The sequence below is a fragment of the Algoriphagus ornithinivorans genome (assembly GCF_900115305.1).
Classification (GTDB): domain Bacteria; phylum Bacteroidota; class Bacteroidia; order Cytophagales; family Cyclobacteriaceae; genus Algoriphagus; species Algoriphagus ornithinivorans.
Genome location: NZ_FOVW01000003.1, coordinates 42,725 through 66,948, shown reverse-complemented (window position 1 = coordinate 66,948; position 24,224 = coordinate 42,725). Strand labels below are relative to the sequence as shown.

Sequence of the window (24,224 nt, the reverse complement as noted above, 5' to 3'; positions counted from 1 at the left end):
GTCAGATAACATGAAAGATTACAGATTTGATCTTCCAAAGAATCAAAAGTCAATTATCAAGGTAATTGGCGTGGGTGGTGGTGGCTCCAATGCCGTAAACCATATGTACAGTCAGGGAATTAAGGATGTTGAGTTTGTGGTAGTCAATACCGATGCGCAGGCTCTAAAGTCAAGTCCTGTTCCTTTAAGATTGCAATTAGGTGCAAACCTGACTGAAGGCCTTGGTGCAGGAGCGAATCCTGAGCAAGGAAAAAATGCAGCGATTGAGTCTCAGGACGAAATCCGTGAGCTATTGGCTGACAATACCAAAATGGTATTTATTACCGCAGGTATGGGAGGTGGAACCGGAACAGGAGCAGCTCCTATTATTGCCAAAATCGCAAAAGAACTGAACATCCTTACAGTAGGTATCGTGACTGCTCCTTTCATGTTTGAAGGGAAAAAGAAAATGACGGTAGCTCAGGAAGGGATAGAGTCTTTGCGTGAAACCTGCGATACTGTTCTGGTAATTTTGAACGACAAGCTTCGTGAGATTTACGGGAACTTGGCAATCAGAACTGCATTTGGTAAAGCAGATGACATCCTGACAACAGCAGCAAAATCCATCGCTGAAATCATTACGATTCATCAGGATGTAAACGTGGATTTTGAAGATGTTAAGACTGTAATGAAAGATGCCGGAGCAGCCGTAATGGGATCTTCTACTGAGGAAGGTGAAGGCAGAGCTATCAGAGCAGCTGGTGCGGCTATTTCTTCTCCACTATTGAATAATGTAGATATCAAAGGAGCTCAGAAAATCCTTTTGTCAATCATGTCAGGGGAGGAAGAAGAGCTTTCTATGGACGAATTGAGTGAGATCACTGAATACATCCAAGAAAAAGCAGGAGATAATGCTGAAGTGATTTTTGGTCAGGGTATTGATCAGGAATTGGGTAAGGCGATCAGGGTTACTGTCATCGCAACTGGTTTCGAAATGGATAAACTGAAAGGTGCTAGAAGAACTCCGGAGAAAAGTGTAGCTCCTACCCCAGCTCCTGTCCCAGCTTCTATTGTTGAAAAGCCTACTGCTGAAATTGAGGAATCAGAAGAAGTAAAGACGGTGATCAACTTGGATTCCGGAAAATCTGAAAAGGTGAAAGAGGAGCCGATCAGTAATGGAAGCACCTTCGTGTTTACTACTCCTAAGGCACCGATAGCTCCAAAAGAGCCAACACCTATGCCTGAAAAGGAAAAGCAGGAGTCAACCTTTACATTTGATTTTACAAAGAGAGAGGAGAGTAAGCCTACTGAATCCAAGCCATCTCAGCCTGAAAAGATCGTTCATGATCTTTATGAAGAAGAGCCTGAAGAGGAGAAAAAGGAGCAGGAGTTACCTTCCAATCAAGAGCCTTCCAAGCCGGTTTATGCAAATGACTACTATGAGCAAATGAAGCAAAAAGCTATTCAAAGAGCGCATGAGCGATTTGAGAAGCTAAAAGGAAACCGTTCGTTTAACCCGACTCCGGAAGAGTTGAAAGAAAAAATGGAGGTTCCTGCTTATTTGAGAAAAAATGTGACATTGAATGAGCCTGAGCATAGTTCAGAGAATACCATCAGCAAATTCAATGTCAACGATGATAACGAAATCCTGGGAAACAACAGGTTTCTGCATGATAATGTGGACTAAGTCCTAAAAATCAAGCAGCATCTCTGCCTGGGATTGCAGCAGTTCTACATACAGCCTGTTGGTGAGCAGGTTATCTGACATATTTTGCTCTATTTTAGCGAGCTTCGGCTTGAGAGCAAGAACATGCATTCCTAGGTAATGGAATATATCGGTGAGGTGGCTCAATGCGATGCCACCTCCCCCGATTCCAGAAGAAAGGCCGACTAGTGCGGCTTTTTTATTTCTAAAGGTATTGGGATAGGTCATCCCGTCAATGAATGATTTTAAAATCCCTGGAAATGACCCATTGTATTCAGGGACGATGAAGACAAACTTTTTCCCATCTGCTACCCTTTGATGGAATGAATTATATTCCTCATTTTTTCCATTATTCTCATAAAGAGCTGTCTCGATAAAATCCGAAGGCAAATCTTCCAATTCCAGAATTTCAGATTCAACTCCTTTTTGACTCAATAGGCCTTGATAGTATAGGGCGATTTGTTTGGAAACAGAGTTTTTGCGGTTTGTTCCGACTATGATCTTAATCATTTTTTTCAAATTATGCTGAAAGCTATACAAGCTAAAGGGGGTAAAAGTTCGTAGCTAGGGCAATATTAATATCTTTGCGATAAACCTAAACTTCTATGACTTATCCATCTCAAATTGCAGAAGCGAGCAACTTTTTGAAAAATCTTTATCCTGAGCCTATAGAGAATATGATTATTCTCGGCACTGGATTGGGTAAACTGGGTGACCAGATCGACCCTGACTTGGAAGTCGATTATGCGGATATTCCTCATTTCCCGGTTTCCACCGTTGAAAGCCATTCAGGCAAACTTATTTTTGGAACTCTCGGTGGCAAAAAAGTCGTGGCCATGAAGGGTAGATTCCATTACTATGAAGGGTACTCTATGAAGCAAGTGACATTTCCTGTAAGAGTTTTGAAGACGCTGGGTGTAAAAAGGCTTTTTGTTTCCAATGCTTCCGGAGGGCTAAATCCCAATCAAGAGGTAGGAGAAGTCATGATAATCAGCGATCACATAGATCTATTTCCTGAAAACCCTTTAAGAGGTCACAATCCGGATGAGTTTGGGCCAAGATTTCCGGATATGAGTGATGCTTACTCAAAAAGATTGATTGAAAAGGCAGAAAAGATCGGGAAAGATTTAGGCTTTAAATTACACAAAGGAGTGTATGCAGGCGTATCAGGCCCAAATTTGGAAACTCCTGCAGAATATAAATATTTGAGGATTATTGGAGCTGATGCAGTAGGCATGAGTACAGTTCCGGAGGTTTTGGTGGCCAGACAATCAGGAATTGAGGTTTTTGGAATTTCCGCTATAACGGATCTAGGTGTAGAAGGGAAAATAAAGAAAATTACCCTTCAGGAAGTCTTGGAGGCAGCTGCCAAAGCTGAACCTATCATGGCGAGAGTCATGAAGGAATTGATTCAGGCTCTTTAATCAATCCTGTGGCAATTGATCTATAAATTCAGTCAATTCTTCCAAATAAGGCCTGATTACTTCAGGCCAGGTAGTTTCATCTGCATCTATTTGCCAATATAGAGTCCCTTCACGATTGTCAAAAGCCAAATAAATACCACCTTGGTCCGCACAATCCGGGCATCCAATTACAGAGAAGGGATTTTCCAACAATGATTGTGGAAAGCTATCTCTTAGTGATTTTGCCTTCGCTACGTACTGATTACTTAAAGGTGTAGGCTTATAAGTAATGGTGGCGGCTTCCCTAAATGAGTTTAAGTTGTCTACATACAACTTATCATTTTCCAGCTTGTAAATCTGAATACAGTTGCCCGTACAAAAGGCTGACCATCTCCCAAATACAAAAGCATCCTGAAGCGGTTCTTCTGATTCTTTACAGGCACCGAACACAAGAATTGTCAGCAAAAGAAGCATTAGCTTTTTCATGATTCGAATTTTATGGTCTTCTAATGTGTAAATTTAATAGTAATAGCTTGAGCATTTTAATGACTTTATCATCCTTTAAATACACTTTGTCAAGTTTTTCTAAAGCTTTGACATTTTTGAAGTGTAATTTATCGGATTGATAATTACATTTATCATATACGAATTTCATATTTTTTTATTACTCGAATCAAGTATGCTTAAAGCAAAACTGATATTTTCTTTCCTGCTGTTTTTTTGGGCAATAAACTCCTACGCTCAAACCGACTCTTTGAGTTTTCAATTTGGAAAAAAGGAAGGAAACCATCCTATTAATTATATTCTCACAGGTAAAATTACCGACAAGAAAAGTGGCGAGGGGATTGACGGGGTAGGAGTTCATGTAGATGGATTTTATTCGGGAATCAGTACCGATAGATTTGGAACATATTTTATTCAGCTTGCTCCAGGAGAGCACAAGGTCACCTTCAGGCATACTTCAAAAATTCCGGTTTTTACTCAAGTGTCACTTTTTGACAATGGAATTATTTCTATTTCTATGGAGGAGAAAAGTTATGAGTTAGAAGGGGTAGTAGTACTTTCTGATGAGCCTGATAGAAATGTGCGAAATCCAATAACTGGAATAGAAAAATTGACCACACGCGAACTCAAGGCAATTCCTGCGTTTTTGGGAGAAGCTGATATTTTTAAAGGGTTACAACTTTTGCCCGGTGTCAGCTCAGTCGGTGAGGGTACTTCCGGAATCAATGTAAGGGGAGCCAAAACCGATCAAAATCTCCTGTTGATGGACGAAGTTTTAGTTTTGAGTTCCAATCATGCATTGGGATTTTTGTCGGCATTTAATACCGATGTGACGGAATCATTTACTCTTTACAAAGGAAATTTACCCTCGAATTTAGGGGGTAGAGCAGGGTCAGCATTGAATATTGCAATGCGCTCAGGCTCTAAAGAGAATTGGTCTGGGCTTGCAGGTATTGGTACTTCCAATGCGAAACTGATGCTAGAAGGCCCTATTCAGAAAGATAAGGCAAGTATAATTATTGGCGGACGAGTGTCCAACGCCAATTGGTTATTGCAGCAAGCTAGAGACTTAGATATCAAAAACTCCAAATTAAATTTCCATGACGCCTACATAGGGTTGAATTGGAATTTGGCTCAAGGGCATGATTTGGAAGTAAACACTTTGATAACGGGTGATTATTTTAAATTTTCTGATGAGTTCGGCTATGATTGGTCAAATCGAGTGAGTTCCATCAAGTATAAAGGGATCTTGGGAGAGCAACTATCATTGAAAGCTTTATTAGCCAATGGGGAATTTTCCAATACTTTTTTCGATCCGGAGGGAATCGATGCTGCGCAAGTAGAAAATGGGATGGATTATCAGCAGGCAAAAGTCACTTTGGTATGGGCTTCTGATCGCTTTTCCATTTCCAATGGAGCCGAACTTGTCTATTATTCAGGGAAATCCGAGCAGTTAAGTCCCTTTTTTGAAGGATCAAATGTAGCTACTGAGCAGGTTGGAAAAGAACAAGGTCTGGAAAGCGCTATATTTTCAAGTTTAGAATGGGATATCAGTCAAAATACCGCTATTGTGGCGGGTTTTAGATACTCATTTTATAGCCAAAAAGGACCTGATACCGTTTTTGTCTACAGGGAAAATGCTCCAATCACTAGGGAAGAAACTATTGGACAGGAGTTTTTTGAAGGAGGATCTTTAGCCAAGTATAATGGGTTTGAGCCCAGGATTTCCTTACGTCAGAATTTTGGTCAAAACCTTTCAGCCAAATTGAGCTATTCCAGGCTTAATCAATACATACAATCAGTAAGCAATACTTTCGGGCCCACTCCAATTGATCTTTGGCAATTGAGCACAAGATATATTCCCCCTCAGCGATCTGATAATTTTTCATTTGGCATTTTCAGAAATAGTAAAGGGAATGAGTGGGAGTTTTCTGTGGATGGATTTTATCGAAAAATTCAGAACCAAGTGGAATACAAAGATTTTGCTCAGATCTTTTTAAATCCTCAGATGGAAACCGAATTAGTTTTTGGGGAAGGAAGAGCCTATGGTGCTGAATTCATGATTAAAAAGAATCTTGGGGTTCTCACAGGTTGGCTCGCTTATACCTATTCCAGGTCCTTTTTCAGAAGTTTGGGGGAGTTTGAAGAAAAGCAGATCAATCAGGGAGAATGGTATCCCAGCAATTATGATAAGCCACATGAGATAAATTTTATTCTTAGCAGAAAAACGTACCCAAGAGGATTGTTTAACTTTTCTGTTAATTACGCCAGTGGCAGACCAGTCAGCGCTGTCAATTCAAGTTACATTTTAAATGGATTGGTTATTCCGGAGTATTCTGAGAGAAATCAGTATAGAATACCGGATTACTTTCGGGTTGACATTTCGTACACTTTCGAAAAAGTATTTTCAAAGAAGGGCGATAGTCTCAACTTTAGCATTTATAACCTTTTAGGGAGGCGAAATGCATATTCAGTTTTTTGGCAAAAAGATGGGGATAGCAGGCAATTGAGGCCTTACAGACTGGCAGTCTTAGGCGCTATTTTCCCCTCAATTACGTATAGCATTCAGATAGGAGGAGAAAATGAATAAGCATATTACAACATTTTGCTTAGCCTTGATTTTTTTGATGTTTGCCTCATGCATAGATCAGATTACTTTTCCTTTGGATAAAGGAACAGAAAAACTCATTGTTTCTGGACAGATAAATAACCTCGATGAAGATAAATTTGTATTCCTGTCAGAAACCACTTCGGCCAACAGGGAGCCATTATACTCAGGGCAATATTTGGTTTTAAATGATTTGCCTAGACCTGTAAGGGGTGCTCAAGTAGTTGTTATAGGGAGTGATAATTCCCAGAGTAGATTCAATGAAATCGGACCTGGAAAATACATGCTCGGCAGAGAAGTGAAATTCAAATCAGGGGTAGAATATCACCTTGAGATAATCATTCAGGGAAAGCGATACCTTTCTATTCCGGAAAAGATGCCTGATATTGTTGGAGAAGATGAATTAAGCTATGAGTTTGTCCGTGGTAATTTTAAAGGGGCTCCCGAAACTGCCTTCATCTCTATACAAACTGAAGTTAGCCTTCCTGAAACTATTGAGCCCTACTATTTACGATGGGATGTGGACGAGGCTTACTATTGGAATTTGACATTTTTTCCTAACCCTTTCAACAAAGCACCCCCAGATTGCTACGTTTTTGACTTTCCTGATCCAGAAAGAATTGCGTTGTTTAATGGACAAGCCTCCGGTTTTTCTACAAATCAAAATAGGCAGATAGTAGCCCAACGCGTGGTGGATGAGTCCTTCTTGAGTAGACATTATTTCAATGTCAGACAAGTGAGTATTTCCAGGGAGTCTTTTGATTATTGGCAAAAGGTAAAAGTTTTGGTCAATAATACTGGCTCAGTGTTCGATACTCCACCAGCTCCGATTAGAGGTAATTTGTATAATGACAAAGATCCTGAAGAAGTTGTTTTGGGATATTTCGAAGTGGCAAAAGTGAGTCAAAAAAGAATTTACACCACAAGAGCAGACGTGCCTTTTTTCCTTCCAGAGATCTGTACTTACGAACGAAATAGACCGCTGGATAAATATCCAAAAACATGCCTCCGGTGCAGTGAATTTCCAAATAGTACAAACGATACCCCTCATTGGTGGTTTGATCAATAGGAGATTATCTGGTGGGGTCCTATGGAATAGCTTTGTAATTTCTTACCGAGATCGATTTAGATGGTAAGCTTTAAATGAGCTCTTGATTAGCCGATAATAAAAAAAATACTTTTTGACTTCTAGCTTTTTGTATTTTGTGTTTGATAACAACTCAAACCCCAAAAAACCTATGAAACTTAAATTCCTTTTACTTACAGTTTGTCTCCTAACTGCCGGTTTGATGCAGTCCCAAGCTCAACAATTCCGGGCTTTGGTTTTTAGTAAAACTGCTGGCTTCAGACATCAGTCCATCCCAGACGGAGTGGTTGCCTTGAAAAAATTGGGTCAGACCCATGTGTTTTCTGTCCATACGACAGAGGACGCAAACTACTTCAAAGATGAGAATCTGGAAAAATTTGATGTCATTATCCTGATGAGTACTACAGGGACTATTTTCAATGAGGAGCAAAAGGCGGCTTTTCAAAAATTTGTAAGAAGTGGTAAAGGTGTAGTTGGGATTCACTCAGCCACAGATACCGAATACGATTGGCCATGGTATAATCAATTGATTGGAGCATACTTTTTAGCTCATCCCAAGCAGCAAACTCTGAGATTAGAAGTAGTAGATTCCAATCATCCGGCCACTTGGCATTTACCAAAAAATTGGCTTTGGACGGATGAGTTATATGAATTCAGAAATATCAACCCCAACATTAAAGTGCTTCTCAATGCAGATGAATCAACCTATCAAGTAGCTAAAGGAAATGGGGCAAATCATCCTATGGCTTGGTATCATGAGTTTGACGGCGGACGGGTATTTTATACAGCTTTAGGCCATGTGGAGTCCGCTTATGAGGATCCGGATTTTTTAAAGCATTTATATGGGGGGATTTGGTATGCAGCTACTGGAGAGCCTATGAAATAATTCCGAATGGAAACTTACCTTTGCAGGAACTATTCGCCTTGATCAGGGTTTATTTCAATAAAAAACTGATAAACTGATGCTAAAAGCACAAGCAAGACCGGTTCACCTCTACATGGAGGCTAACCCAAATCCGAATTCCTTGAAGTTTGTTGCCAATTTTATGTTGGTGGAAGACGGTTTGAGCTTTGATTTTCCCAATGCAGAAAGTGCCGAAAATAGCCCATTGGCTCAAGAGTTGTTTAACTTCTCTGCGGTGGAACGCGTTTTCATAGCTTCTAATTTTGTCACAGTTACCAAATCGGAGGAAGTAGAGTGGCCTGAAATTCAGACCATCATCAGAGATCATATCAAACAATATTTGGAAGCAGGGAAAAAGCCTGTTCAAGCTAGTTTTGATAAGGATCCTTTATTTGATGAAAATGACTCCGAGATTGTCAAAAAGATTAAAGGAATTCTCGATGAATATATCCGTCCAGCAGTAGAGCAGGATGGTGGAGCCATCGTGTTTCATTCCTTCAAAGACGGTGTGGTGAAGGTTCTTTTACAGGGAGCCTGTTCAGGATGTCCTTCCAGTACAGTTACCCTCAAAGCAGGTATCCAAAACTTGCTTACTCGCATGCTTCCCGAAGTGAAGGAAGTAGAGGCTGAAGGCATCTGATATTATAAATAATGGGAAAGAGAGATTGGTCGTGGACAATCCTTGGCCTGATGGCTCTGGGTTTAAGATGGTTGGCAATTCGGCAACCAGAAGCGACTGATGATATTTATTCCAGAACATTCTTTCCGGGAATTAGAAATGTGATTGATTTAACGCTGGGGCATTTGCCATTCCCCAGCGTTTATCTTTTTATCCTCTCCATTGTCATTTTAATTGGGATCTTTATCCGCAATTTTTACAAAACCAAAGGCTGGAAAAATCGAAGCATTCTCAGTATTAGGTCCTTGCTCAATAGTTTGGGAGCCATAGTTTTTTTCTTTTTGGTTCTTTGGGGATTTAATTATCAGCGAACACCCATATTCAAACAGCTTTCTTTGACACCTAAGTCTCTGAATTTGGAGCAAATCAAATCTGAAGTTCAGATCACCCAACGCTTGGTGACTCAATACAGAGGGCAAATTTCCACTGATACCGCGGCTATAGGAGAAATAATAGCCTATCCTGAATTGGAAAAATTGGTAAGAGAAAATATGAGTGAAAATCTGGATTTGCTGGGTTTGAATTTCACAGGAAGACCACGAACCAAATTATTTCCACCACCCGGATTCATGCGTAAAATGGGGATATTGGGGATTTATTTCCCTTTTACTGGTGAAAGTTACATAGACCCCACGCTTCATCCTTTGGAAAGACCATTTACCGTTGCTCATGAAATGGCGCACAGCTATGGAGTGACAGACGAAGGAGAAGCAAACTTTATAGCTTGGGTAATTTGTACCAATTCCAATGATCCTCTTTTGAGATACTCAGGTCAACTGAGACTCTTGCTCTACCAAATCAGGGATTATTATAGAATGGCTCCTGACCAGTATAAAGAATGGCTCAAGACCTTGGATGTAAGTGTACGTAATGATATTAGATCCATTCAGGCTGAAAATGCTAAGTATCAGCCCATATCATTGGAGATAAGTAGGAAAACGAATGATATTTTCCTTAAGTCTCAAGGGGTCAAGGCAGGAATAAACAGTTATCAACAACTTCCCATGTTAGCCTTTGCATGGAGAGAGCGGATGAAAGAATTTTGAATTAAAAATTGTGCAATTAGTTTATTGGCTATATTTTTAGATTCAAACCATACATTTTCATGAGAATCCTTTTTGCTTCCTTTTTCCTCTTCATATTTTCATCTTCTTTTGCCCAGATCACAGTTGAATCAGAAAGAGATTCTGATGGAAATGTTCAAATCTATGCTACAAACAGTAGTCTAATTCCCTATACGATCCAATTTGAGTTTTCCAACCTTCAAAATCTTAGTCCTACAGGCGGGACTTATGCCCTGGGAGTAGCCAATCCCGGTAAGTCCAAGGTGGCGACTCTTAAAAAGGTGAATGCTAATCAAGGAACTAATTTTTCATTTAAATACACCTATCTGAAAGGAAATATCTATGCTAAATCTAAAACAGAACCAGTTTATTTAATCCCTGTTGAGGAAGGAGTGAAAGTTCTTGGGGGCAAAATGACCCATATTGAAAACAGGATTCGTTCGGAAGCCAATAATGACACCTATGTCGGAGTCTCTTTTAGATTTGATGATGAAGTGGAAATTGTAGCTCCTAGAAAGGGAGTAATAGTAGATATGAATATGGACTTGATCGAAGGCAAAGAAAATCTAGCTTTTACAAGGGAAGAGAACTATATAGAAATATACCATGAGGATGGTACGTGGACCAAATTGATGGTATTGAAAGGAGGTTCTCAAAAAGTAAAGCTAGGTCAAGAGGTCTTTCCCGGAGATGTTTTGGCTATATCTGGAGGTGAAAATTATGAGAATGGACGTCATATTAGAATGACCGTTACTAAAATCGAAAAGGATAATCTGGGGAAGCTAAAATATATGGTAGAGCCTGTTAAATTTTGGATAGCAGGCAAGGGAACCGCAGTTGAGTCATCGAGCTCATTCGAAGTAGAGCATCCCAAAGAGCTAATTACAGCCGAAATGAGTAAAAGGGAATTGAAGGCCTATGAGGGTAAATAAAAATTTTTTCATGTTAATCAGAATTTCTTCCATTAAGTAAAAAAATACACCTTAGTGGAGCCCAAAGGATCAGAATCTGGATGCTTCGGTCTATTTGATGATCAAAATCAAAGTGTCTAACCCATATAAGTAAAGACTAGATGTCTACTGGCAAGATTCCAGATAATCATGCTATTTTTTTATTCTTTTTTCTATTCCCGATCCATACTCCCAAGATCACCGCCGCTATTCCAACATAATGCCCAAATAGCAAAACTTCTCCGTCCCAAACTCCCCACATAATAGCTACAATTGGAATCAGGTAGGTAACAGAACTTGCAAAAACCGGGCTTGCTGTTTTCACCATCATATTGAAAATGATGAGTGCTAGGGCTGTTCCCAAGACTCCTAAAAGTGTGACATATCCCAATGCAGTCCAAGCACCTTCCGCCGAAACCAGCTTGTAGGAAAACTGAGTTCCTGCCATTAAATAGATCAGTGCTGCAGGTAAAACCATGAGCAAAGAGATGGCTGTGATCTCTACCGGCTTAAGTTCCACAAATCGAAACTTGATCAGGTTGAGGTTGAAGCCATAGCAAGTACAGGCCAAAATGACAAAGAAAGCATAGGCATTGATGTCCGAAAAAGCTCCAAATCCACTCCCTTCCTTGACGGTTACCAGAACTACCACTCCTAAAAAGGCTATGAATAGTCCTATGGCATTTCGTCTGGTGATTTTTGAATTAAAGAATATAGCACCTACCAAAACAACGAATAATGGGGTAAGAGCATTTAGAACCCCAGTTAGGGAGCTGCTTAGCTGGGTTTGTGCTTTTGCAAATAGAAATGCAGGAATGAAACTTCCCACGAGGCCCACCAAAATAAGGTTTTGTATTTGATGGCTCTTTAGGTTTTTTACTTTAGGAATCGAAAGCGGAAGCAGAAAGGTAGCCGCAGCAACTATCCTGTAGGCGCCAAGCTCTCCGGGGGAAAACACATTCAACCCCCTCTTTATCAAAATAAAAGAGCTTCCCCAAACTAAAGCTAAAACGATTAAGAAGCCCCAGTTTTTTAAAGTGTTTTCAGATTCTCCAGTTGACATTCGCTTGGGTGGGTGAGTAATGCACGGCAAAAAAAGCGAATTCAACTCAGAATTGTTTAAAAAAGTTGATCAAGCCCAAATATTCAAAGCTGAGGAGAAAATGAATGTGATGTCTTTTGATTTTTTTGCCAAAAACAGAATAGAAGTCAAAAAAAGCCCCAACAATTGTCGGGGCTCAAGTTAGAATTAAGAAAATTCATAATCAGCATAAGCGTGAGCTACTTGTTGGAGAATTTCGCAAACGTGCTCATAGGACTCTGCTGTTACCATTTCAGTTCTATATTGTTTGAAATTAGGCATTCCTCTAAAATAATTGGTGTAATGCCTTCTCATTTCAAGTATGCCTAATTTTTCACCTTTCCATTCTACTGAAAAATCCAGATGTTTCTTTGCTACGGCAATTCTTTCATCCAAATCTGGGGCTGGAAGTTTCTCTCCGTTCTGAAGGTATTGTTTTATTTCGTTGAAAATCCAAGGGTAACCTATTGAGGCTCTCCCTATCATCATTCCGTCCACATTGTATTTTGCCTTGTATTCTGCAGCTTTCTCAGGAGAATCTATATCTCCATTTCCAAAGACTGGTATGTGCAATCGGGGATTTTCCTTTACCAAATTGAGATACGACCAGTCCGCTTCACCTTTATACATCTGCTGTCTGGTTCTTGCATGTATACTAATAGCCTGAATTCCTACATCCTGTAGTCTTTCAGCAACTTCCACTATTCGAATGGTTTCGTGATTCCAGCCCAATCTGGTTTTCACTGTAACTGGGATATTGACAGCTTTGACAATTTCAGCAGTCATGGATACCATTTTGTCTATATCCAAAAGAATACCCGCTCCCGCACCTTTGCAGGCTACTTTATGAACAGGACAACCATAATTAATGTCCAAAATATCAGGCCCGGCTTCTTCGGCGATAGCAGCAGCTTCCCTCATAGATTCAATTTCATTTCCGAAAATCTGAATCCCGATAGGACGCTCATAATCGAAAATATCGAGTTTTTGGACGCTTTTGGCAGCGTCACGAATCAGGCCCTCAGAACTGATAAACTCAGTATACATCAAGTCTGCGCCGTTTTGTTTGCACACAGCACGAAATGGAGGATCACTCACATCTTCCATGGGTGCCAACAATAATGGGAATTCTCCCAACTCCAACTTTCCTATCTTTACCACTGCTAATTCTAAATTTGGCGTAAATTTACACTCAAATATGGAGATATACGAAACTCAAGCAGAAATAGGTAAGCGCAAGAGCTGGCTTTTGTCCTTGGTAGTCATAGTTTTAGTAGGTTTTGGAGTCCTGATTTTACTCCAATCTCTTGCCCTCGCCCTCGCAGTTCCCCTTTTTGATTTATCAATTCCTCAGATCATGTCCCTCATGTCAGGGGATAGCAGTATTCCCAATGGTCGTATGGCGATGTTATTTATTCAAGGCATAGGCTCAGGGATAGGCTTTTGGTTTGCTGCTTGGATCATAATTAAATGGATTGATAAAGCAGAGTTAAACTGGGACTTGCAGATTTCAAGGTTTGGTCTCAAGAAATTCTGGGTCATGGTAGCAATTACCCTTGGGGCTATGTTTTTCAATGGACTTTTGGTGTATTGGAATTCTCAATTGGTTTTGCCTGAATCCCTTTCGGAATTGGAAAGTTGGATGAAAGCCATGGAGGACCAATTGATGCAGTTAACGCAGTTTTTAACTGATTTTCAATCTATTCCAGAGCTATTGACAGGCTTGTTAGTGATTGGGGTACTTGCAGGTATTGGTGAAGAGATGTTTTTCAGGGGTGTATTGCAGCCTAAGTTACACTTATATACAGGCTCAGTTCACTGGGGCATCTGGTTGACTGCCATTATTTTCTCAGCGATTCATATTCAATTTTATGGCTTTGTACCTAGGGTATTTTTGGGAGCTATCTTTGGATATTTATATGTGTATTCAGGTAGTTTGGTGTATCCGATTATTGCCCATATTCTCAATAATTCCTTGACCGTATTATTGGTCTATGCCTCCAATCAAGGATTGGTAGATTTTGATTTGGAGTCTACAGATAATGTCTCATATCCCCTAGCTTTGGGTGGATTATTGGTACTTTTGGCAGGAATCCATTACTTTAAGAAATATAAGCCCCAAACAAATGGAGAACTGGATCAAGGTGTTTGAAAGTCCACAGCAGATCAGAGCTGAAATAGTCAAAGGAGTTTTGGAAGAAAATGATATTCCCGCTGTAGTGCTCAGTAAAAAAGAGACAGCTTATCAGTTTCTAGGGGTGTATGAAGTCCATGTCAGCAAGGAAAATCTCATGAAGGCTACCAATTTAATTCAAAATGAGATCTCGTTTTAATATCAATAATTACAGTAATTTAGGCCAAAGAGCTATAACTGCTTTGGTCGGGGCAGTGGTAGTCATTTCTTCTATCATTTATTCAGACTGGACCTATTTCATAGTTTTTGCAGCAATTTTGGGCTTTGCCCAAATGGAATTCTACAAGCTTTGTGGTTTGGATGGGATGTTGCCTTTGAAGAGTTTTGGGACTTTCCTTGGTCTCATGATTTTTACGCTGACGTTTATGATAGAAAAGGAGCGTTTGCCACAAGAATACCTATATCTGATATTCCCGATCATTTCCTTGACCTTTTTTATCAAGCTTTATAAGAAAACAGATAAAAAACCATTTACAGGGGTTGCATTCACCTATTTGGGGATTTTTTATGTAGCAGTTCCTTTCTCTTTGTTAAACCTTGCGGTATTTTCAGTAGATCAGGTCTACCATTTCGAAATAATTCTAGGGAGTCTTTTGATTCTTTGGGCCTCGGATACAGGAGCCTATTTCGCAGGAACCAAGTTTGGGAAAACAAAGTTATTTGAGAGGGTTTCACCTAAAAAATCTTGGGAAGGGTTTTTGGGCGGAGCTTTTTCAGCCATAGCAGTCGCCTTTTTGGTGGCACGATATTTTCACTCTATCCAAGATTGGAAATGGTTGGTGATCTCTGGGATCATCATCATAGCAGGTACGTATGGAGACTTGATAGAGTCTCTTTTCAAAAGATCCATTGAAATAAAAGATTCAGGAAAAGGATTACCGGGACACGGGGGATTTATGGACAGATTTGACGGATTGTTATTATCCGCCCCTTTTATCACCGCTTTTTTGAAAATCTTCTAATTCTGGCTTAGGGAATCTGAAAAACTACTTAATATTGTATCGCATTTCACTACTCAAATAAAACCCAATATGGCTTACATTGAACCGGCTCCGATTAAGGATAAAGAGAATCCTTTGGAGTCAATGATGGAACGATTCAACATTGCAGCTGAAAAGCTGGGACTTTCTGATGAGGTTTATAATGTGTTGAAAAATCCGGCCCGTCAAGTAATTGTTTCCTTACCCATCACCATGGATAATGGAAAAATTCAAGTTTTCGAAGGAATCCGTGTGGTCCATTCCAATATTCTTGGACCAGCAAAAGGTGGGATTCGATTTGCACCTGATGTACATATAGATGAAGTAAGAGCACTGGCTGCTTGGATGACTTGGAAGTGTGCTGTTGTGGATATTCCATACGGTGGAGGTAAAGGAGGCGTTAGATGTAACCCTCGTGAAATGTCCAAAGGAGAAATCGAAAGATTAATGAGAGCCTACACTATGGCTATGATTGATGTTTTCGGACCTGATAAGGATATTCCTGCTCCAGATATGGGTACGGGACCAAGAGAAATGGCTTGGTTGATGGATGAATACTCCAAAGCTCATGGAATGACTGTGAACTCAGTAGTTACCGGTAAACCTCTGGTACTTGGTGGTTCATTAGGAAGAACCGAAGCAACTGGTCGTGGGGTAATGGTTTCAGCTTTGGCTGCGATGCAAAAACTGAAAATCAATCCTTTCCAAGCTACTTGCGCTGTTCAGGGATTTGGAAACGTAGGTTCTTGGGCTGCTCAGCTTTTGGAAGAAAGAGGATTGAAAATCGTTGCTATTTCTGATCATACAGGAGCTTTCTACAATGAGAAAGGGATCAATATACAGGAAGCAATTCAGTTCAGAGATTCCAATGGAGGGCATCTAGAAGGCTTCACCGGTGGTGATAGAATGGATGATCCTATGGATTTACTGACATTGGAAGTAGATGTATTGGTTCCTGCTGCTGTGGAAGACGTAATCACTGCGAAAAACGTAGATAATATCAAGGCGAAGCTGATTGTAGAAGGTGCTAACGGACCTACTTCGGCAAAGGCTGATGCCATAATTAATGAAAAAGGAATTATGGCTGTTCCGGATATTCTTGCAAATGCCGGCGGAGTTACTGTTTCCTATTTCGAATGGGTTCAAAACAGATTAGGTTATAAATGGACAGCAGACCGTGTTAACAGACGTTCTGACCGGATCATGAAAGATGCATTTGAGCATGTATATGAGGCTTCTAAGAAGTATGATGTGCCAATGAGAATTGCTGCTTACATCGTTGCAATTGATAAAGTTGCGAAAACTTATACTTATCGTGGTGGCTTCTAAAAAGCATCAATTGTAAGAATCACTTATCTTTGAGGCGTGGAAGTAATTTCACGCCTCTTATCATTTATATTATGACCATACACAGAGAAGGACGAGTTTTATTATTTTGGTTGTTGATCATTTTAGTGGCAGCCAACTATCTATTGTATTACTTCTATCCAGATGCGAGATTTTGGCTCAATGTCAGCATGTTGGGCAGTATTGTGATTTATTTGCTAGTGTTGCAATTTTTCAGAAACCCAATCTTTCAGATTCCAAAGGAAGAAGGAGTGATTTTGGCTCCGGCTGATGGCAAGGTGGTCGTTATAGAAGAAGCCTATGAAGACGAGTATCTCAAAGAAAAAAGAAAGCAGATATCCATATTCATGTCACCTGTCAATGTGCATGTCAATAGATCTCCAATCCGTGGTGTAGTTGAGTTTTTTAAATATCATCCGGGAAAATACTTGGTAGCTTGGCATCCTAAATCCAGTACGGAAAATGAAAGAACTACTATGGTTTTGAAGCTGGATGACGGAATGAAAATTTTGGTGAGGCAAATAGCGGGTGCAGTGGCCAGAAGAATCAAGTGGTATGTGAAGGAAGGTTCCCAGTTAGATCAGGGAGCAGAATTCGGCTTTATCAAGTTTGGATCAAGAGTAGATGTTTTCGTTCCTCTTGACGCAGAGATTCTGGTTTCCCTAGATCAAGTGACGAAAGGTGGTAGAACACCATTAGCCAGATTGAAAAAATAATTAGTTTACTTGTAACGTTTTGTTAAGTTAATTCGTAATATTGAAAACTAACAATCTCTATTATGAAGCACTATTCAATTTTTGCATTGCTTATCTTTTTTTCAATTGGATTTTTTTCCTGTCAAGAAAAAGATGAATTATCTCCAAATCAACTGGAAGGAGTTTATGAATTTCGCGAATTTATTGATTCCTTGGGATTATGGTCTGTAAGTACCTATGATTTTAAAGCCAATGGTACCTATCAGTTTTACATTACTATGAGAAATACTGAGGAAGGAACAGACCTAGGATTTAGAAGACTCTTGAATGCTAAATATCAATGGAATGGTCAAGTGCTAAGTTATCAGCCTGAAAACGGTCAAGGTATTCCATTCGGAAGTGATGAATTATACAGACCGAAATCACAGTTAGATTCCTTTGACAGTTATGTGTTAGATTACTTTAGGGAGCTTAAGGCAAGTTTGGATTTTACTCCGAATAAAGAGAAAATGACTTACCTTGAGATTTACCCAGAAACTTGGCAAACTGAGGATTTACCCAAAACTTTTATTCGGGTTAATAGATAATTAATTCCTCTTCTTGATTTTATAAATCCAGAAGCCCAATCCTAAAGTAAAAAGGAAAAAAATTACAGTAGTCCACTCGAAGGTCCTTCTATCAGAAAGCCTTTCTTGGGCTACTTTTTCTTTTTCAGCTAAAGCTCTTTTCAAAGCTTGAACGTCTTGTTCCAAACTCATGGTAATAGCCTTGTAATCCTCTTTTTCCTGACCAATTACGGCGGTTTCTATGGAGCCACTCAGCTTGAGTTCCTCGATAATCTGATTGTCTTTCGATATAATTCGCTCCAGCCATTCGTTGGTCTCGGTCATGTCTTTTTTGGTGCGATTTCCAAAAATCCCTGACTTCTTATTTTCTGAAGATTGCCATTGGCGGAAAAGGCTTTCTCTCTCTTCTACTAGCCTTTGGAGCCTGGCACTTTCCGAAGCATCAACTTGGAAAAGGCTTAATAAAATCGAAAAAAGTATAGCTAACATAGTGATTTAGGTTTTTTGAAATCTGATTTCTGCAATCATGCCAGTTGCCTTATTTTCTTTGCTTGACTGGTTGGAAGACCGATGACCGAAGACCGAAGCTTCCGGGATTCTGATCCTTTTAGCAGACAATAAGCAGTATTTTTGTAAATACTGGTAAGAAAGCAGATATCCAAACTTTGAAAAGCATCAAATGGAAGGCCAAAGTTATTCTTTTTCTTTCTTTGCCCTTTGATATTTCAGCTTTCTGTAATTTCACTTTTCCAGGCTCTTGTCATTTCTTTCTTTCCCGGAGGTCCAGGAGGGTTTTGAACATCCAGTCCCAGTTCTTTGAGATCTCTCTTAAATTGACCTTTTGCACAGTAAGTAGTCAATACAGCGCCTGGACGCATGGACTTTTCAACTTTTTCCAATAAATCCTTAGCCCATAATTCCGGTTGTTTACTTGGGGCAAAAGCATCAAAGAATACTACATCTGAAGGGTATAATTGGGCATCCTCTAGCTTAACCTGGTCTTTTTTGAAATTGAAATATTCTGAAACAGGGCCTCCCTCATTCCAAGGTAACTTATGCAATGCTTCGAAATACTTATGGTAATGCCAGATAGCATCGTTTTGATCTATGTAATTCAGTTGGCTGTAGATGTCTTTTTCCAAAGGAAAAGGTTCAATGGTATGATATAGAACCGGTATTTGATTTTGTTCTGCCCACACTAAAGTCAACCAAGCATTCAGGCCTGTTCCGAAGCCCACTTCAAAAATCCGTATAGGATATTTTCGGGGGTTTCTTGCCAGCCATGAATCCAAGCCATATATCAAAAATACATGAAGAGACTCCCGATAAGCTCCGTGAAAGCTATGATAGGTTTCTTTGAGGTCCTCATGATACAGAGAATGAGAACCATCTTCTGTGGTGATGATTTTCACTTTAGCACTCATACTTTATAAATTAAAGCCACACAATAAGCTGAAACACCCTCTTCTCTTCCGACAAATCCTAGCCACTCCGTAGTGGTCGCTTTTACAGAAATGGAGGACTCAGGTAAGCTCATCACCTCTGCTAAACATGTCTTCATTCCAGGTATATGAGGGTTTACTTTTGGAACCTGTAGACAAACGGTGATATCAATATTTCCAACTTCATAACCTTCATCCCGGATGAGTTTCATCACATCCTTCAACAATATTTTAGAATCGATTCCCTTGTATTTGGGGTCTTTATCAGAAAAGTGGTAGCCAATATCCCGCATATTTGCAGCACCCAACAAGGCATCACAAATGACGTGAATCAGCACATCTGCATCAGAGTGTCCTACAGCTCCTTTGACATGTTCCAGTTTTATTCCACCCAGCCAAAAATCATATCCTTCTTTCAGCTGATGTACGTCGTATCCAAAACCTACCCGAAATCCATTCATACTTGATTGCTTTGATAATATAAAGTGGACGATTGAGTTTCGTCCAAAAGTTTATTTGCCCAATTTTTTATTTGTGAAGACTCTATGGAGGACTTTTTCTCATATTCTTTCCAATAGAGGTCGGGATGCCCCAGATTTGCATAGAAAGCCAAATTCATTACTCTATTGGTAAGCTGGATTGACTCATATGTTTTCATCGCTCTCCCTTGATTTTTGATTTTTTCCAGGGACTCATCTGAAATCTCTTTAGAGAGGAAATCTGCTAATACCTCATCTAAAGCTTTTTCAGCTTCATGAGCTTTAACTCCTTTCTCCATTTTTCCTGAAAAAATCAGTAAACCCGGATCATTGGATCCCATGATATAGGCACCGGCAGAAGCGAAGTATTTCCCGTTTTTCACCAGCCTTTGTTCCAAAATAGAGGACTTTCCGAAGCCCAAAAGATCGCTAATCAAATCAGCCTCTAAGAAGCCATCTTCTCCTTTTGCAGGCATTTTGAAAGTCTTGTAAAGCGCATCTGTGGGCACAGGATAATGCACTGCTCTTTGACGTTTTTCTTGTTGCTCATTTTCCATTGGAATTAAATGAGGTGCAAGTGTGGCTTTTGGAATAGGACCAAACCACTTCTCAGCTAAGGCCAAAACCTCTTTAGCTTTCACAGCACCTCCCACTACAAGAATGGCGTTGTTCGGGGCATAATTTTTCTTGTAAAACTCCCATACATCCTCTTTGGTATACCCCTCAATATCTTCAGGGCTTTTGCCGATTGTTGGCCAGCGGTAAGGGTGCACTTCATAAGCTAAATCCCTCAAATGATGCCATACATCTCCATAAGGCTGGTTAAGATATCGCTGCTTATACTCCTCTAAGACCACTTTGCGCTGAGTTTCTATGGTTTTATCATTGAGAGTCAGCTGTAGCATTCTATCCGACTCCAACCAGAAGGCTGTTTCTAGATTGGAGGCAGGCAAAGTCATATAATAGTTGGTAATATCAGGGCTTGTAAAAGCATTACAATTACCGCCTACACGTTCTAGCTCCCTATCAAATACTTTCACATTGGCAGAGCTACCAAACATCAAGTGTTCAAAAAAATGAGCAAGACCAGTTTTCCCAGGGCTTTCATTTTTGGAGCCTACTTTATATAATAAATTGAAGACAGCCATTTTGCTGCTTTGGTCTTCGTGGACAATCAGCTCAAGTCCATTGTCAAGAAAAAAACGTTCGTATTGAAGCATCATAAGGTCGCAAAGCTAAGCTTTTTGATGGAGACATATATTTTAGTGAAAAGTCAAATCTGGAGAATTTGTTCCTTTTGTTAGGGATATTTGATAGAAACTATCTTCCATTGATGTAAGAAAGCGTGATTTTTAATAAAAAAACCGAACTTTGGCTGATAGCCATCAGTTTGCCTAGACGAAATTACCAATCACCCTCATGAAAAAATACTGCGTAGATCTCAGAGAAACACATCAGTTTTCATCATTTTTCTTGGATTACATAGAGGGAAAAGCAGAATTGAGACCGTTTTATACTCATCTGCCAGAAATCGAGAGTTTCAAGCAGGCTATAGAAAAGAAAGAGTTTCCAGAAAACAACAGGAAAATTCTCTGTCAAAGTTTAGCCAAACAATACGAGGGAATTGAACTTTTTGAAGAAGAAAAAAAACAATTAGAAGCACTTGCCGGCCCCAATACTTTTACCGTAACTACGGGTCATCAATTGAATTTATTCACTGGGCCACTCTATTTCATCTATAAGATCGTATCTACAATCAAACTTGCCGAGGAACTAAACAAAGCATATCCTAATCACCATTTTGTTCCTGTTTATTGGATGGCGAGCGAAGATCATGATTTTGATGAGATCAATTATTTTAAATTAGACGGAAAAAAATATCAATGGAATTCCGATCAAAGCGGAGCTGTTGGGGATTTTGAGTTAGATGCCAGTTTTCAAGAATTTTTGAAAGAGGTTCCTTTTGTACATGATGTTTTTAAGCAAGCATATTCTAGCTCCAAGACGCTGAAAGAAGCTGTCAGAAAATATGTTCACGAATTATTTGGAGAAAAAGGCTTGCTGATTGTAGATGGTCATGATGCGGGTTTGAAAGGACTGTTTAAGGAGGTAATGAAGTCAGATTTGATCGATCATACTCCCCACAAAGAGGCGGTATTGAAAACAGAATCCTTGGAGACTTTAGGTTATTCCGGACAGATTTTTCCAAGAGAAATTAACTTTTTCTATTTGGATCAGGGTTTGCGAGAGCGAATAGAAAAGCATGGAGATTCTTATCTGGTATTAAATTCAGACTTGAAGTTTTCGCAGGATGAGATTCTAAAATTAGTGGAAGATCATCCGGAGAGATTCAGCCCTAATGTGGTTTTAAGACCCCTCTATCAGGAGATGATTTTACCGAATTTAGCCTATTTGGGAGGACCTGCCGAGGCAGTCTATTGGTTGCAGCTGAAGGGTGTATTTGATCATTTCCAAACTCCCTTTCCCGTATTGTTACCAAGGAATTTTGCTTTGATTTTGAGTAAAGAAATTCTTAGAAAAATTGAAAAGTTGGGATGGGATGAGAATTCTATTTTTATGGATAAAGAGGTATGGAAAAAGGATTTTGTTGCCAAGAATGCCCTTTCCGACATTCAAATGAAAAAAGAAAGAGAACAAGTAGCATTACTTTTTGATAATAGAGGGAAAGAGGCTGAATCTTTGGAGAAAAGTCTAAAGGGTTCTTTTGAAGCTGCCAAGGTGAGGAGTTTGAAAATTTTGGATCAAATGTCTGATAAGCTCCGCAAGGCTGAAGAAAAGAGACATCAAATCGCCTTCAGTCGAGTAGATGATATAGAGGACTACCTCAAGCCCAATGGCAGTCCTCAGGAGAGAGTGGTTAATATGATGCAGTTTTATCTAGCAGATGAATTATTGATTGAGAAGCTATTTGAAAATTTTGACCCCATGGATTTCAGAATGATGGTTTTGAAATATGAGGACTGAAAAAGATGAATACAGAAGGCTTTATAAGGAAAAGCGGAAATCCTTATCCGATAAGGAGCTAGAGGAGGCTTCCTTATTAATTTTTAAAAACTTAACTGAATGGTTGAAGGATCAAAAATTCCATAGAGTCCATATTTTTTTACCGATAAAAAAACAGCGTGAGGTGAATACCTTTCCCATTGTTGAGTTTTTTTGGAGAGCAGGGGTTCCTTTATATACCTCTATGGTACAAGTTTCAACCAATACTCTCCAAACTATTACTGTCCCAAAAAACGTAGAATTTGTTGAAGATAAGTGGGGGATTCCTTTACCTGTGGAATTTGATTTGATAGAAAAGCCTGAAATAGACCTGATTTTCATCCCATTATTAGCTTATGATGAAAGTGGAGCAAGGTTAGGCTTTGGTAAAGGCTATTATGATAAATTTTTGTATGAGTTGAGTTATGAGCCAATTAAGCTTGGCTTGAGTTTTTTTGGACCAGAGAAAGAATTACCTAAAGAAGCACATGATATTCCGTTGGACTTTTGTATAAATCCTCAAAAAGTCCTTACATTTTAGTCTTGAATTTATAATGTCGATGAAAAAGATTGTGTTTGTGCTATTGTTTGCAGGAGTAGTGTTTTTCCAAATTCCTTCTGCGAAAGCCCAAGTTAGAGCTTACAATACCATGGTGGGAGTAGTTGGAGGAACCAACTTGGGAGGAACGGTCAAGCAGTTCATCTCCGAACAAGGAGCCATTGACTTATTGGTATATAATCGATGGAAGGGCTGGGTTGGAGCTTTGTTGTATGAACACCATTGGGATATCAGAGAATTTGAGGGGTTGGAATGGTATGTTGGCGGAGGAGCCCACTATGGCATGTGGAAAGATGGGAAGGGTGAACCTCCTTGGGTTTACAAAATTGATCAGGATTATAATGTATTTGGAGTAGATGCAATAGTGGGTTTAGAGTATAATATCAACCGGAGTAACTTTTATTTGGGAGTTTACTGGAAACCCGCATATAATTTTGCTGATTTCACTACTCTTTGGGAAGATGAAGCTGCCCTTACTTTAAGATATTCGTTTTAAAATTCAGTCTCATATTATTTTTTTGAACCTATTTTTTCTGAATTCGCAAAAAAATAAAGTCATCATAAAAGATTTGAACCCTGATTTGAGATTTTTTTAATTTTTTCTGAAATACTCCAGGTCGTTGATATTTGCATCAAAATAAAAATTGGATTAAGAACCTTTAAAAGAGGTTAAATTTTTTAAAATCAATTCCTAAAAGAACTATATAAGGTTTTAGGAAATAAATCGATGTAATATTTTTTTTAAAAATGATATTTCCTGCAATAGAAATCAAAATAAAATTTTGTCATCTGGACATATGCCATGCAAAACAGTTAATATTTGTTAAATACCCATACTTTACCAAATAATCATCTTTTTACACCGCTTATACAAAATTTCTACCGCTTAATTTTAAAAAAGGCTTTTAAATAGTCAATATTTAACTAACTGTATGAATAATTAGGTTAAAAAATCTTTTAAATTGTGTTTAACCAATAAAATACATTACAAAAAA

The 24,224-nt window shown here is 39.2% G+C and carries 25 protein-coding genes; 17 read left to right on the top strand and 8 right to left on the bottom strand.

Annotation, left to right across the window (positions count from 1 at the left end; all coding sequences use genetic code 11):
* The first annotated feature begins 10 nt into the window (after positions 1–10).
* Positions 11–1,666 carry a cell division protein FtsZ gene (gene ftsZ, locus BM073_RS04645; RefSeq protein WP_091651990.1) on the top strand — a complete coding sequence of 552 codons (1,656 nt, stop codon included), beginning with the start codon at positions 11–13 and terminating at the stop codon, positions 1,664–1,666.
* 3 nt (positions 1,667–1,669) lie between these two features.
* Here ftsZ and BM073_RS04640 read toward each other — a convergent pair whose 3' ends face one another.
* Positions 1,670–2,194, bottom strand: a complete 525-nt coding sequence (locus BM073_RS04640; RefSeq protein WP_091651988.1) for an NADPH-dependent FMN reductase — start codon at positions 2,192–2,194, stop codon at positions 1,670–1,672.
* Positions 2,195–2,289: 95 nt separating this feature from the next.
* Between BM073_RS04640 and BM073_RS04635 the strand changes: the two genes are divergently transcribed.
* Positions 2,290–3,108, top strand: coding sequence for a purine-nucleoside phosphorylase (locus BM073_RS04635; protein ID WP_091651132.1), 819 nt, complete (start codon positions 2,290–2,292; stop codon positions 3,106–3,108).
* Here BM073_RS04635 and BM073_RS04630 read toward each other — a convergent pair whose 3' ends face one another.
* Positions 3,109–3,573, bottom strand: a complete 465-nt coding sequence (locus tag BM073_RS04630; RefSeq protein WP_091651130.1) for a hypothetical protein — start codon at positions 3,571–3,573, stop codon at positions 3,109–3,111.
* 268 nt (positions 3,574–3,841) lie between these two features.
* Here BM073_RS04630 and BM073_RS04625 point away from each other — a divergent pair, with 268 nt between their 5' ends.
* The 6 genes from BM073_RS04625 to BM073_RS04600 all read left to right on the top strand — a co-directional run bounded on the left by BM073_RS04625 (position 3,842) and on the right by BM073_RS04600 (position 10,865).
* The gene (locus tag BM073_RS04625) at positions 3,842–6,181 is read left to right on the top strand and encodes a TonB-dependent receptor (protein ID WP_175557846.1); all 2,340 of its coding nucleotides are present in this window, start codon (positions 3,842–3,844) and stop codon (positions 6,179–6,181) included.
* Complete coding sequence (locus BM073_RS04620; RefSeq protein WP_091651125.1) at positions 6,174–7,268, top strand: DUF4249 domain-containing protein; 1,095 nt, start codon at positions 6,174–6,176, stop codon at positions 7,266–7,268. Before BM073_RS04625 ends, BM073_RS04620 begins: the two co-directional genes overlap by 8 nt.
* 169 nt (positions 7,269–7,437) lie before the next feature.
* A complete protein-coding gene (locus BM073_RS04615) occupies positions 7,438–8,172 on the top strand; it encodes a ThuA domain-containing protein (RefSeq protein ID WP_091651121.1) in 735 nt (244 codons plus the stop codon).
* Positions 8,173–8,248: 76 nt separating this feature from the next.
* On the top strand, positions 8,249–8,830 hold the full coding sequence (locus BM073_RS04610; protein ID WP_091651116.1) for a NifU family protein: 582 nt from the start codon (positions 8,249–8,251) through the stop codon (positions 8,828–8,830).
* A gap of 11 nt (positions 8,831–8,841) precedes the next feature.
* The gene (locus BM073_RS04605) at positions 8,842–9,915 is read left to right on the top strand and encodes a DUF3810 domain-containing protein (protein ID WP_091651113.1); all 1,074 of its coding nucleotides are present in this window, start codon (positions 8,842–8,844) and stop codon (positions 9,913–9,915) included.
* A gap of 59 nt (positions 9,916–9,974) precedes the next feature.
* Positions 9,975–10,865 (top strand): peptidoglycan DD-metalloendopeptidase family protein, encoded by an 891-nt coding sequence (locus tag BM073_RS04600; protein WP_091651107.1) that lies wholly within the window; start codon positions 9,975–9,977, stop codon positions 10,863–10,865.
* Positions 10,866–11,031: 166 nt separating this feature from the next.
* Here BM073_RS04600 and BM073_RS04595 read toward each other — a convergent pair whose 3' ends face one another.
* Together BM073_RS04595 and dusB are read right to left on the bottom strand one after the other, a co-directional pair.
* Positions 11,032–11,946: a DMT family transporter gene (locus BM073_RS04595; RefSeq protein WP_091651104.1), complete on the bottom strand. Its 915-nt coding sequence runs from the start codon at positions 11,944–11,946 to the stop codon at positions 11,032–11,034.
* Positions 11,947–12,132: 186 nt separating this feature from the next.
* Positions 12,133–13,125 (bottom strand): tRNA dihydrouridine synthase DusB, encoded by a 993-nt coding sequence (gene dusB, locus BM073_RS04590; protein ID WP_091651101.1) that lies wholly within the window; start codon positions 13,123–13,125, stop codon positions 12,133–12,135.
* 37 nt (positions 13,126–13,162) lie between these two features.
* Here dusB and BM073_RS04585 point away from each other — a divergent pair, with 37 nt between their 5' ends.
* The 6 genes from BM073_RS04585 to BM073_RS04560 all read left to right on the top strand — a co-directional run bounded on the left by BM073_RS04585 (position 13,163) and on the right by BM073_RS04560 (position 17,767).
* Entirely contained in the window at positions 13,163–14,116 is a 954-nt protein-coding gene (locus BM073_RS04585) for a CPBP family intramembrane glutamic endopeptidase (protein ID WP_091651098.1), read from the top strand.
* Complete coding sequence (locus BM073_RS04580) at positions 14,091–14,297, top strand: putative signal transducing protein (protein ID WP_091651096.1); 207 nt, start codon at positions 14,091–14,093, stop codon at positions 14,295–14,297. The genes BM073_RS04585 and BM073_RS04580 overlap by 26 nt, the downstream gene beginning before the upstream one ends.
* On the top strand, positions 14,281–15,120 hold the full coding sequence (locus tag BM073_RS04575; protein ID WP_091651093.1) for a phosphatidate cytidylyltransferase: 840 nt from the start codon (positions 14,281–14,283) through the stop codon (positions 15,118–15,120). Before BM073_RS04580 ends, BM073_RS04575 begins: the two co-directional genes overlap by 17 nt.
* A gap of 69 nt (positions 15,121–15,189) precedes the next feature.
* Entirely contained in the window at positions 15,190–16,467 is a 1,278-nt protein-coding gene (locus BM073_RS04570; RefSeq protein ID WP_091651090.1) for a Glu/Leu/Phe/Val family dehydrogenase, read from the top strand.
* A 71-nt stretch (positions 16,468–16,538) separates the two neighbouring features.
* On the top strand, positions 16,539–17,201 hold the full coding sequence (locus BM073_RS04565) for a phosphatidylserine decarboxylase family protein (RefSeq protein ID WP_091651088.1): 663 nt from the start codon (positions 16,539–16,541) through the stop codon (positions 17,199–17,201).
* A gap of 62 nt (positions 17,202–17,263) precedes the next feature.
* Positions 17,264–17,767, top strand: a complete 504-nt coding sequence (locus BM073_RS04560; protein ID WP_091651084.1) for a hypothetical protein — start codon at positions 17,264–17,266, stop codon at positions 17,765–17,767.
* Here the strand turns inward: BM073_RS04560 and BM073_RS04555 are convergent, their stop codons facing one another.
* From BM073_RS04555 to BM073_RS04540, 4 genes are all read right to left on the bottom strand, one after another.
* Positions 17,768–18,235 carry a Clp protease ClpB gene (locus BM073_RS04555; protein ID WP_091651079.1) on the bottom strand — a complete coding sequence of 156 codons (468 nt, stop codon included), beginning with the start codon at positions 18,233–18,235 and terminating at the stop codon, positions 17,768–17,770.
* Between the two features lie 236 nt (positions 18,236–18,471).
* Positions 18,472–19,170, bottom strand: a complete 699-nt coding sequence (gene mnmD / locus BM073_RS04550; RefSeq protein ID WP_091651071.1) for a tRNA (5-methylaminomethyl-2-thiouridine)(34)-methyltransferase MnmC2 — start codon at positions 19,168–19,170, stop codon at positions 18,472–18,474.
* A complete protein-coding gene (gene ispF / locus BM073_RS04545) occupies positions 19,167–19,649 on the bottom strand; it encodes a 2-C-methyl-D-erythritol 2,4-cyclodiphosphate synthase (RefSeq protein WP_091651068.1) in 483 nt (160 codons plus the stop codon). The genes mnmD and ispF overlap by 4 nt, the downstream gene beginning before the upstream one ends.
* Positions 19,646–20,887, bottom strand: a complete 1,242-nt coding sequence (locus BM073_RS04540) for a M16 family metallopeptidase (protein ID WP_091651065.1) — start codon at positions 20,885–20,887, stop codon at positions 19,646–19,648. The genes ispF and BM073_RS04540 overlap by 4 nt, the downstream gene beginning before the upstream one ends.
* Before the next feature lie 199 nt (positions 20,888–21,086).
* Between BM073_RS04540 and bshC the strand changes: the two genes are divergently transcribed.
* From bshC to BM073_RS04525, 3 genes are read left to right on the top strand one after another with little or no spacing between them, the layout of a single operon-like run.
* The gene (bshC, locus tag BM073_RS04535) at positions 21,087–22,652 is read left to right on the top strand and encodes a bacillithiol biosynthesis cysteine-adding enzyme BshC (protein ID WP_091651060.1); all 1,566 of its coding nucleotides are present in this window, start codon (positions 21,087–21,089) and stop codon (positions 22,650–22,652) included.
* The gene (locus BM073_RS04530; protein ID WP_091651057.1) at positions 22,642–23,211 is read left to right on the top strand and encodes a 5-formyltetrahydrofolate cyclo-ligase; all 570 of its coding nucleotides are present in this window, start codon (positions 22,642–22,644) and stop codon (positions 23,209–23,211) included. The genes bshC and BM073_RS04530 overlap by 11 nt, the downstream gene beginning before the upstream one ends.
* Before the next feature lie 19 nt (positions 23,212–23,230).
* A complete protein-coding gene (locus BM073_RS04525; protein ID WP_091651054.1) occupies positions 23,231–23,725 on the top strand; it encodes a hypothetical protein in 495 nt (164 codons plus the stop codon).
* Positions 23,726–24,224: the final 499 nt, after the last annotated feature.

Bases quoted from the DNA above. Each gene is read 5' to 3' on its own strand.
- ftsZ (WP_091651990.1), top strand. From the start codon at position 11: ATGAAAGATTACAGATTTGATCTTCCAAAGAATCAAAAGTCAATTATC.
- BM073_RS04640 (WP_091651988.1), bottom strand. From the start codon at position 2,194: ATGATTAAGATCATAGTCGGAACAAACCGCAAAAACTCTGTTTCCAAA.
- BM073_RS04635 (WP_091651132.1), top strand. From the start codon at position 2,290: ATGACTTATCCATCTCAAATTGCAGAAGCGAGCAACTTTTTGAAAAAT.
- BM073_RS04630 (WP_091651130.1), bottom strand. From the start codon at position 3,573: ATGAAAAAGCTAATGCTTCTTTTGCTGACAATTCTTGTGTTCGGTGCC.
- BM073_RS04620 (WP_091651125.1), top strand. From the start codon at position 6,174: ATGAATAAGCATATTACAACATTTTGCTTAGCCTTGATTTTTTTGATG.
- BM073_RS04615 (WP_091651121.1), top strand. From the start codon at position 7,438: ATGAAACTTAAATTCCTTTTACTTACAGTTTGTCTCCTAACTGCCGGT.
- BM073_RS04610 (WP_091651116.1), top strand. From the start codon at position 8,249: ATGCTAAAAGCACAAGCAAGACCGGTTCACCTCTACATGGAGGCTAAC.
- BM073_RS04605 (WP_091651113.1), top strand. From the start codon at position 8,842: ATGGGAAAGAGAGATTGGTCGTGGACAATCCTTGGCCTGATGGCTCTG.
- BM073_RS04600 (WP_091651107.1), top strand. From the start codon at position 9,975: ATGAGAATCCTTTTTGCTTCCTTTTTCCTCTTCATATTTTCATCTTCT.
- BM073_RS04595 (WP_091651104.1), bottom strand. From the start codon at position 11,946: ATGTCAACTGGAGAATCTGAAAACACTTTAAAAAACTGGGGCTTCTTA.
- BM073_RS04585 (WP_091651098.1), top strand. From the start codon at position 13,163: ATGGAGATATACGAAACTCAAGCAGAAATAGGTAAGCGCAAGAGCTGG.
- BM073_RS04580 (WP_091651096.1), top strand. From the start codon at position 14,091: ATGGAGAACTGGATCAAGGTGTTTGAAAGTCCACAGCAGATCAGAGCT.
- BM073_RS04575 (WP_091651093.1), top strand. From the start codon at position 14,281: ATGAGATCTCGTTTTAATATCAATAATTACAGTAATTTAGGCCAAAGA.
- BM073_RS04570 (WP_091651090.1), top strand. From the start codon at position 15,190: ATGGCTTACATTGAACCGGCTCCGATTAAGGATAAAGAGAATCCTTTG.
- BM073_RS04565 (WP_091651088.1), top strand. From the start codon at position 16,539: ATGACCATACACAGAGAAGGACGAGTTTTATTATTTTGGTTGTTGATC.
- BM073_RS04560 (WP_091651084.1), top strand. From the start codon at position 17,264: ATGAAGCACTATTCAATTTTTGCATTGCTTATCTTTTTTTCAATTGGA.
- BM073_RS04555 (WP_091651079.1), bottom strand. From the start codon at position 18,235: ATGTTAGCTATACTTTTTTCGATTTTATTAAGCCTTTTCCAAGTTGAT.
- mnmD (WP_091651071.1), bottom strand. From the start codon at position 19,170: ATGAGTGCTAAAGTGAAAATCATCACCACAGAAGATGGTTCTCATTCT.
- ispF (WP_091651068.1), bottom strand. From the start codon at position 19,649: ATGAATGGATTTCGGGTAGGTTTTGGATACGACGTACATCAGCTGAAA.
- BM073_RS04540 (WP_091651065.1), bottom strand. From the start codon at position 20,887: ATGCTTCAATACGAACGTTTTTTTCTTGACAATGGACTTGAGCTGATT.
- bshC (WP_091651060.1), top strand. From the start codon at position 21,087: ATGAAAAAATACTGCGTAGATCTCAGAGAAACACATCAGTTTTCATCA.
- BM073_RS04530 (WP_091651057.1), top strand. From the start codon at position 22,642: ATGAGGACTGAAAAAGATGAATACAGAAGGCTTTATAAGGAAAAGCGG.
- BM073_RS04525 (WP_091651054.1), top strand. From the start codon at position 23,231: ATGAAAAAGATTGTGTTTGTGCTATTGTTTGCAGGAGTAGTGTTTTTC.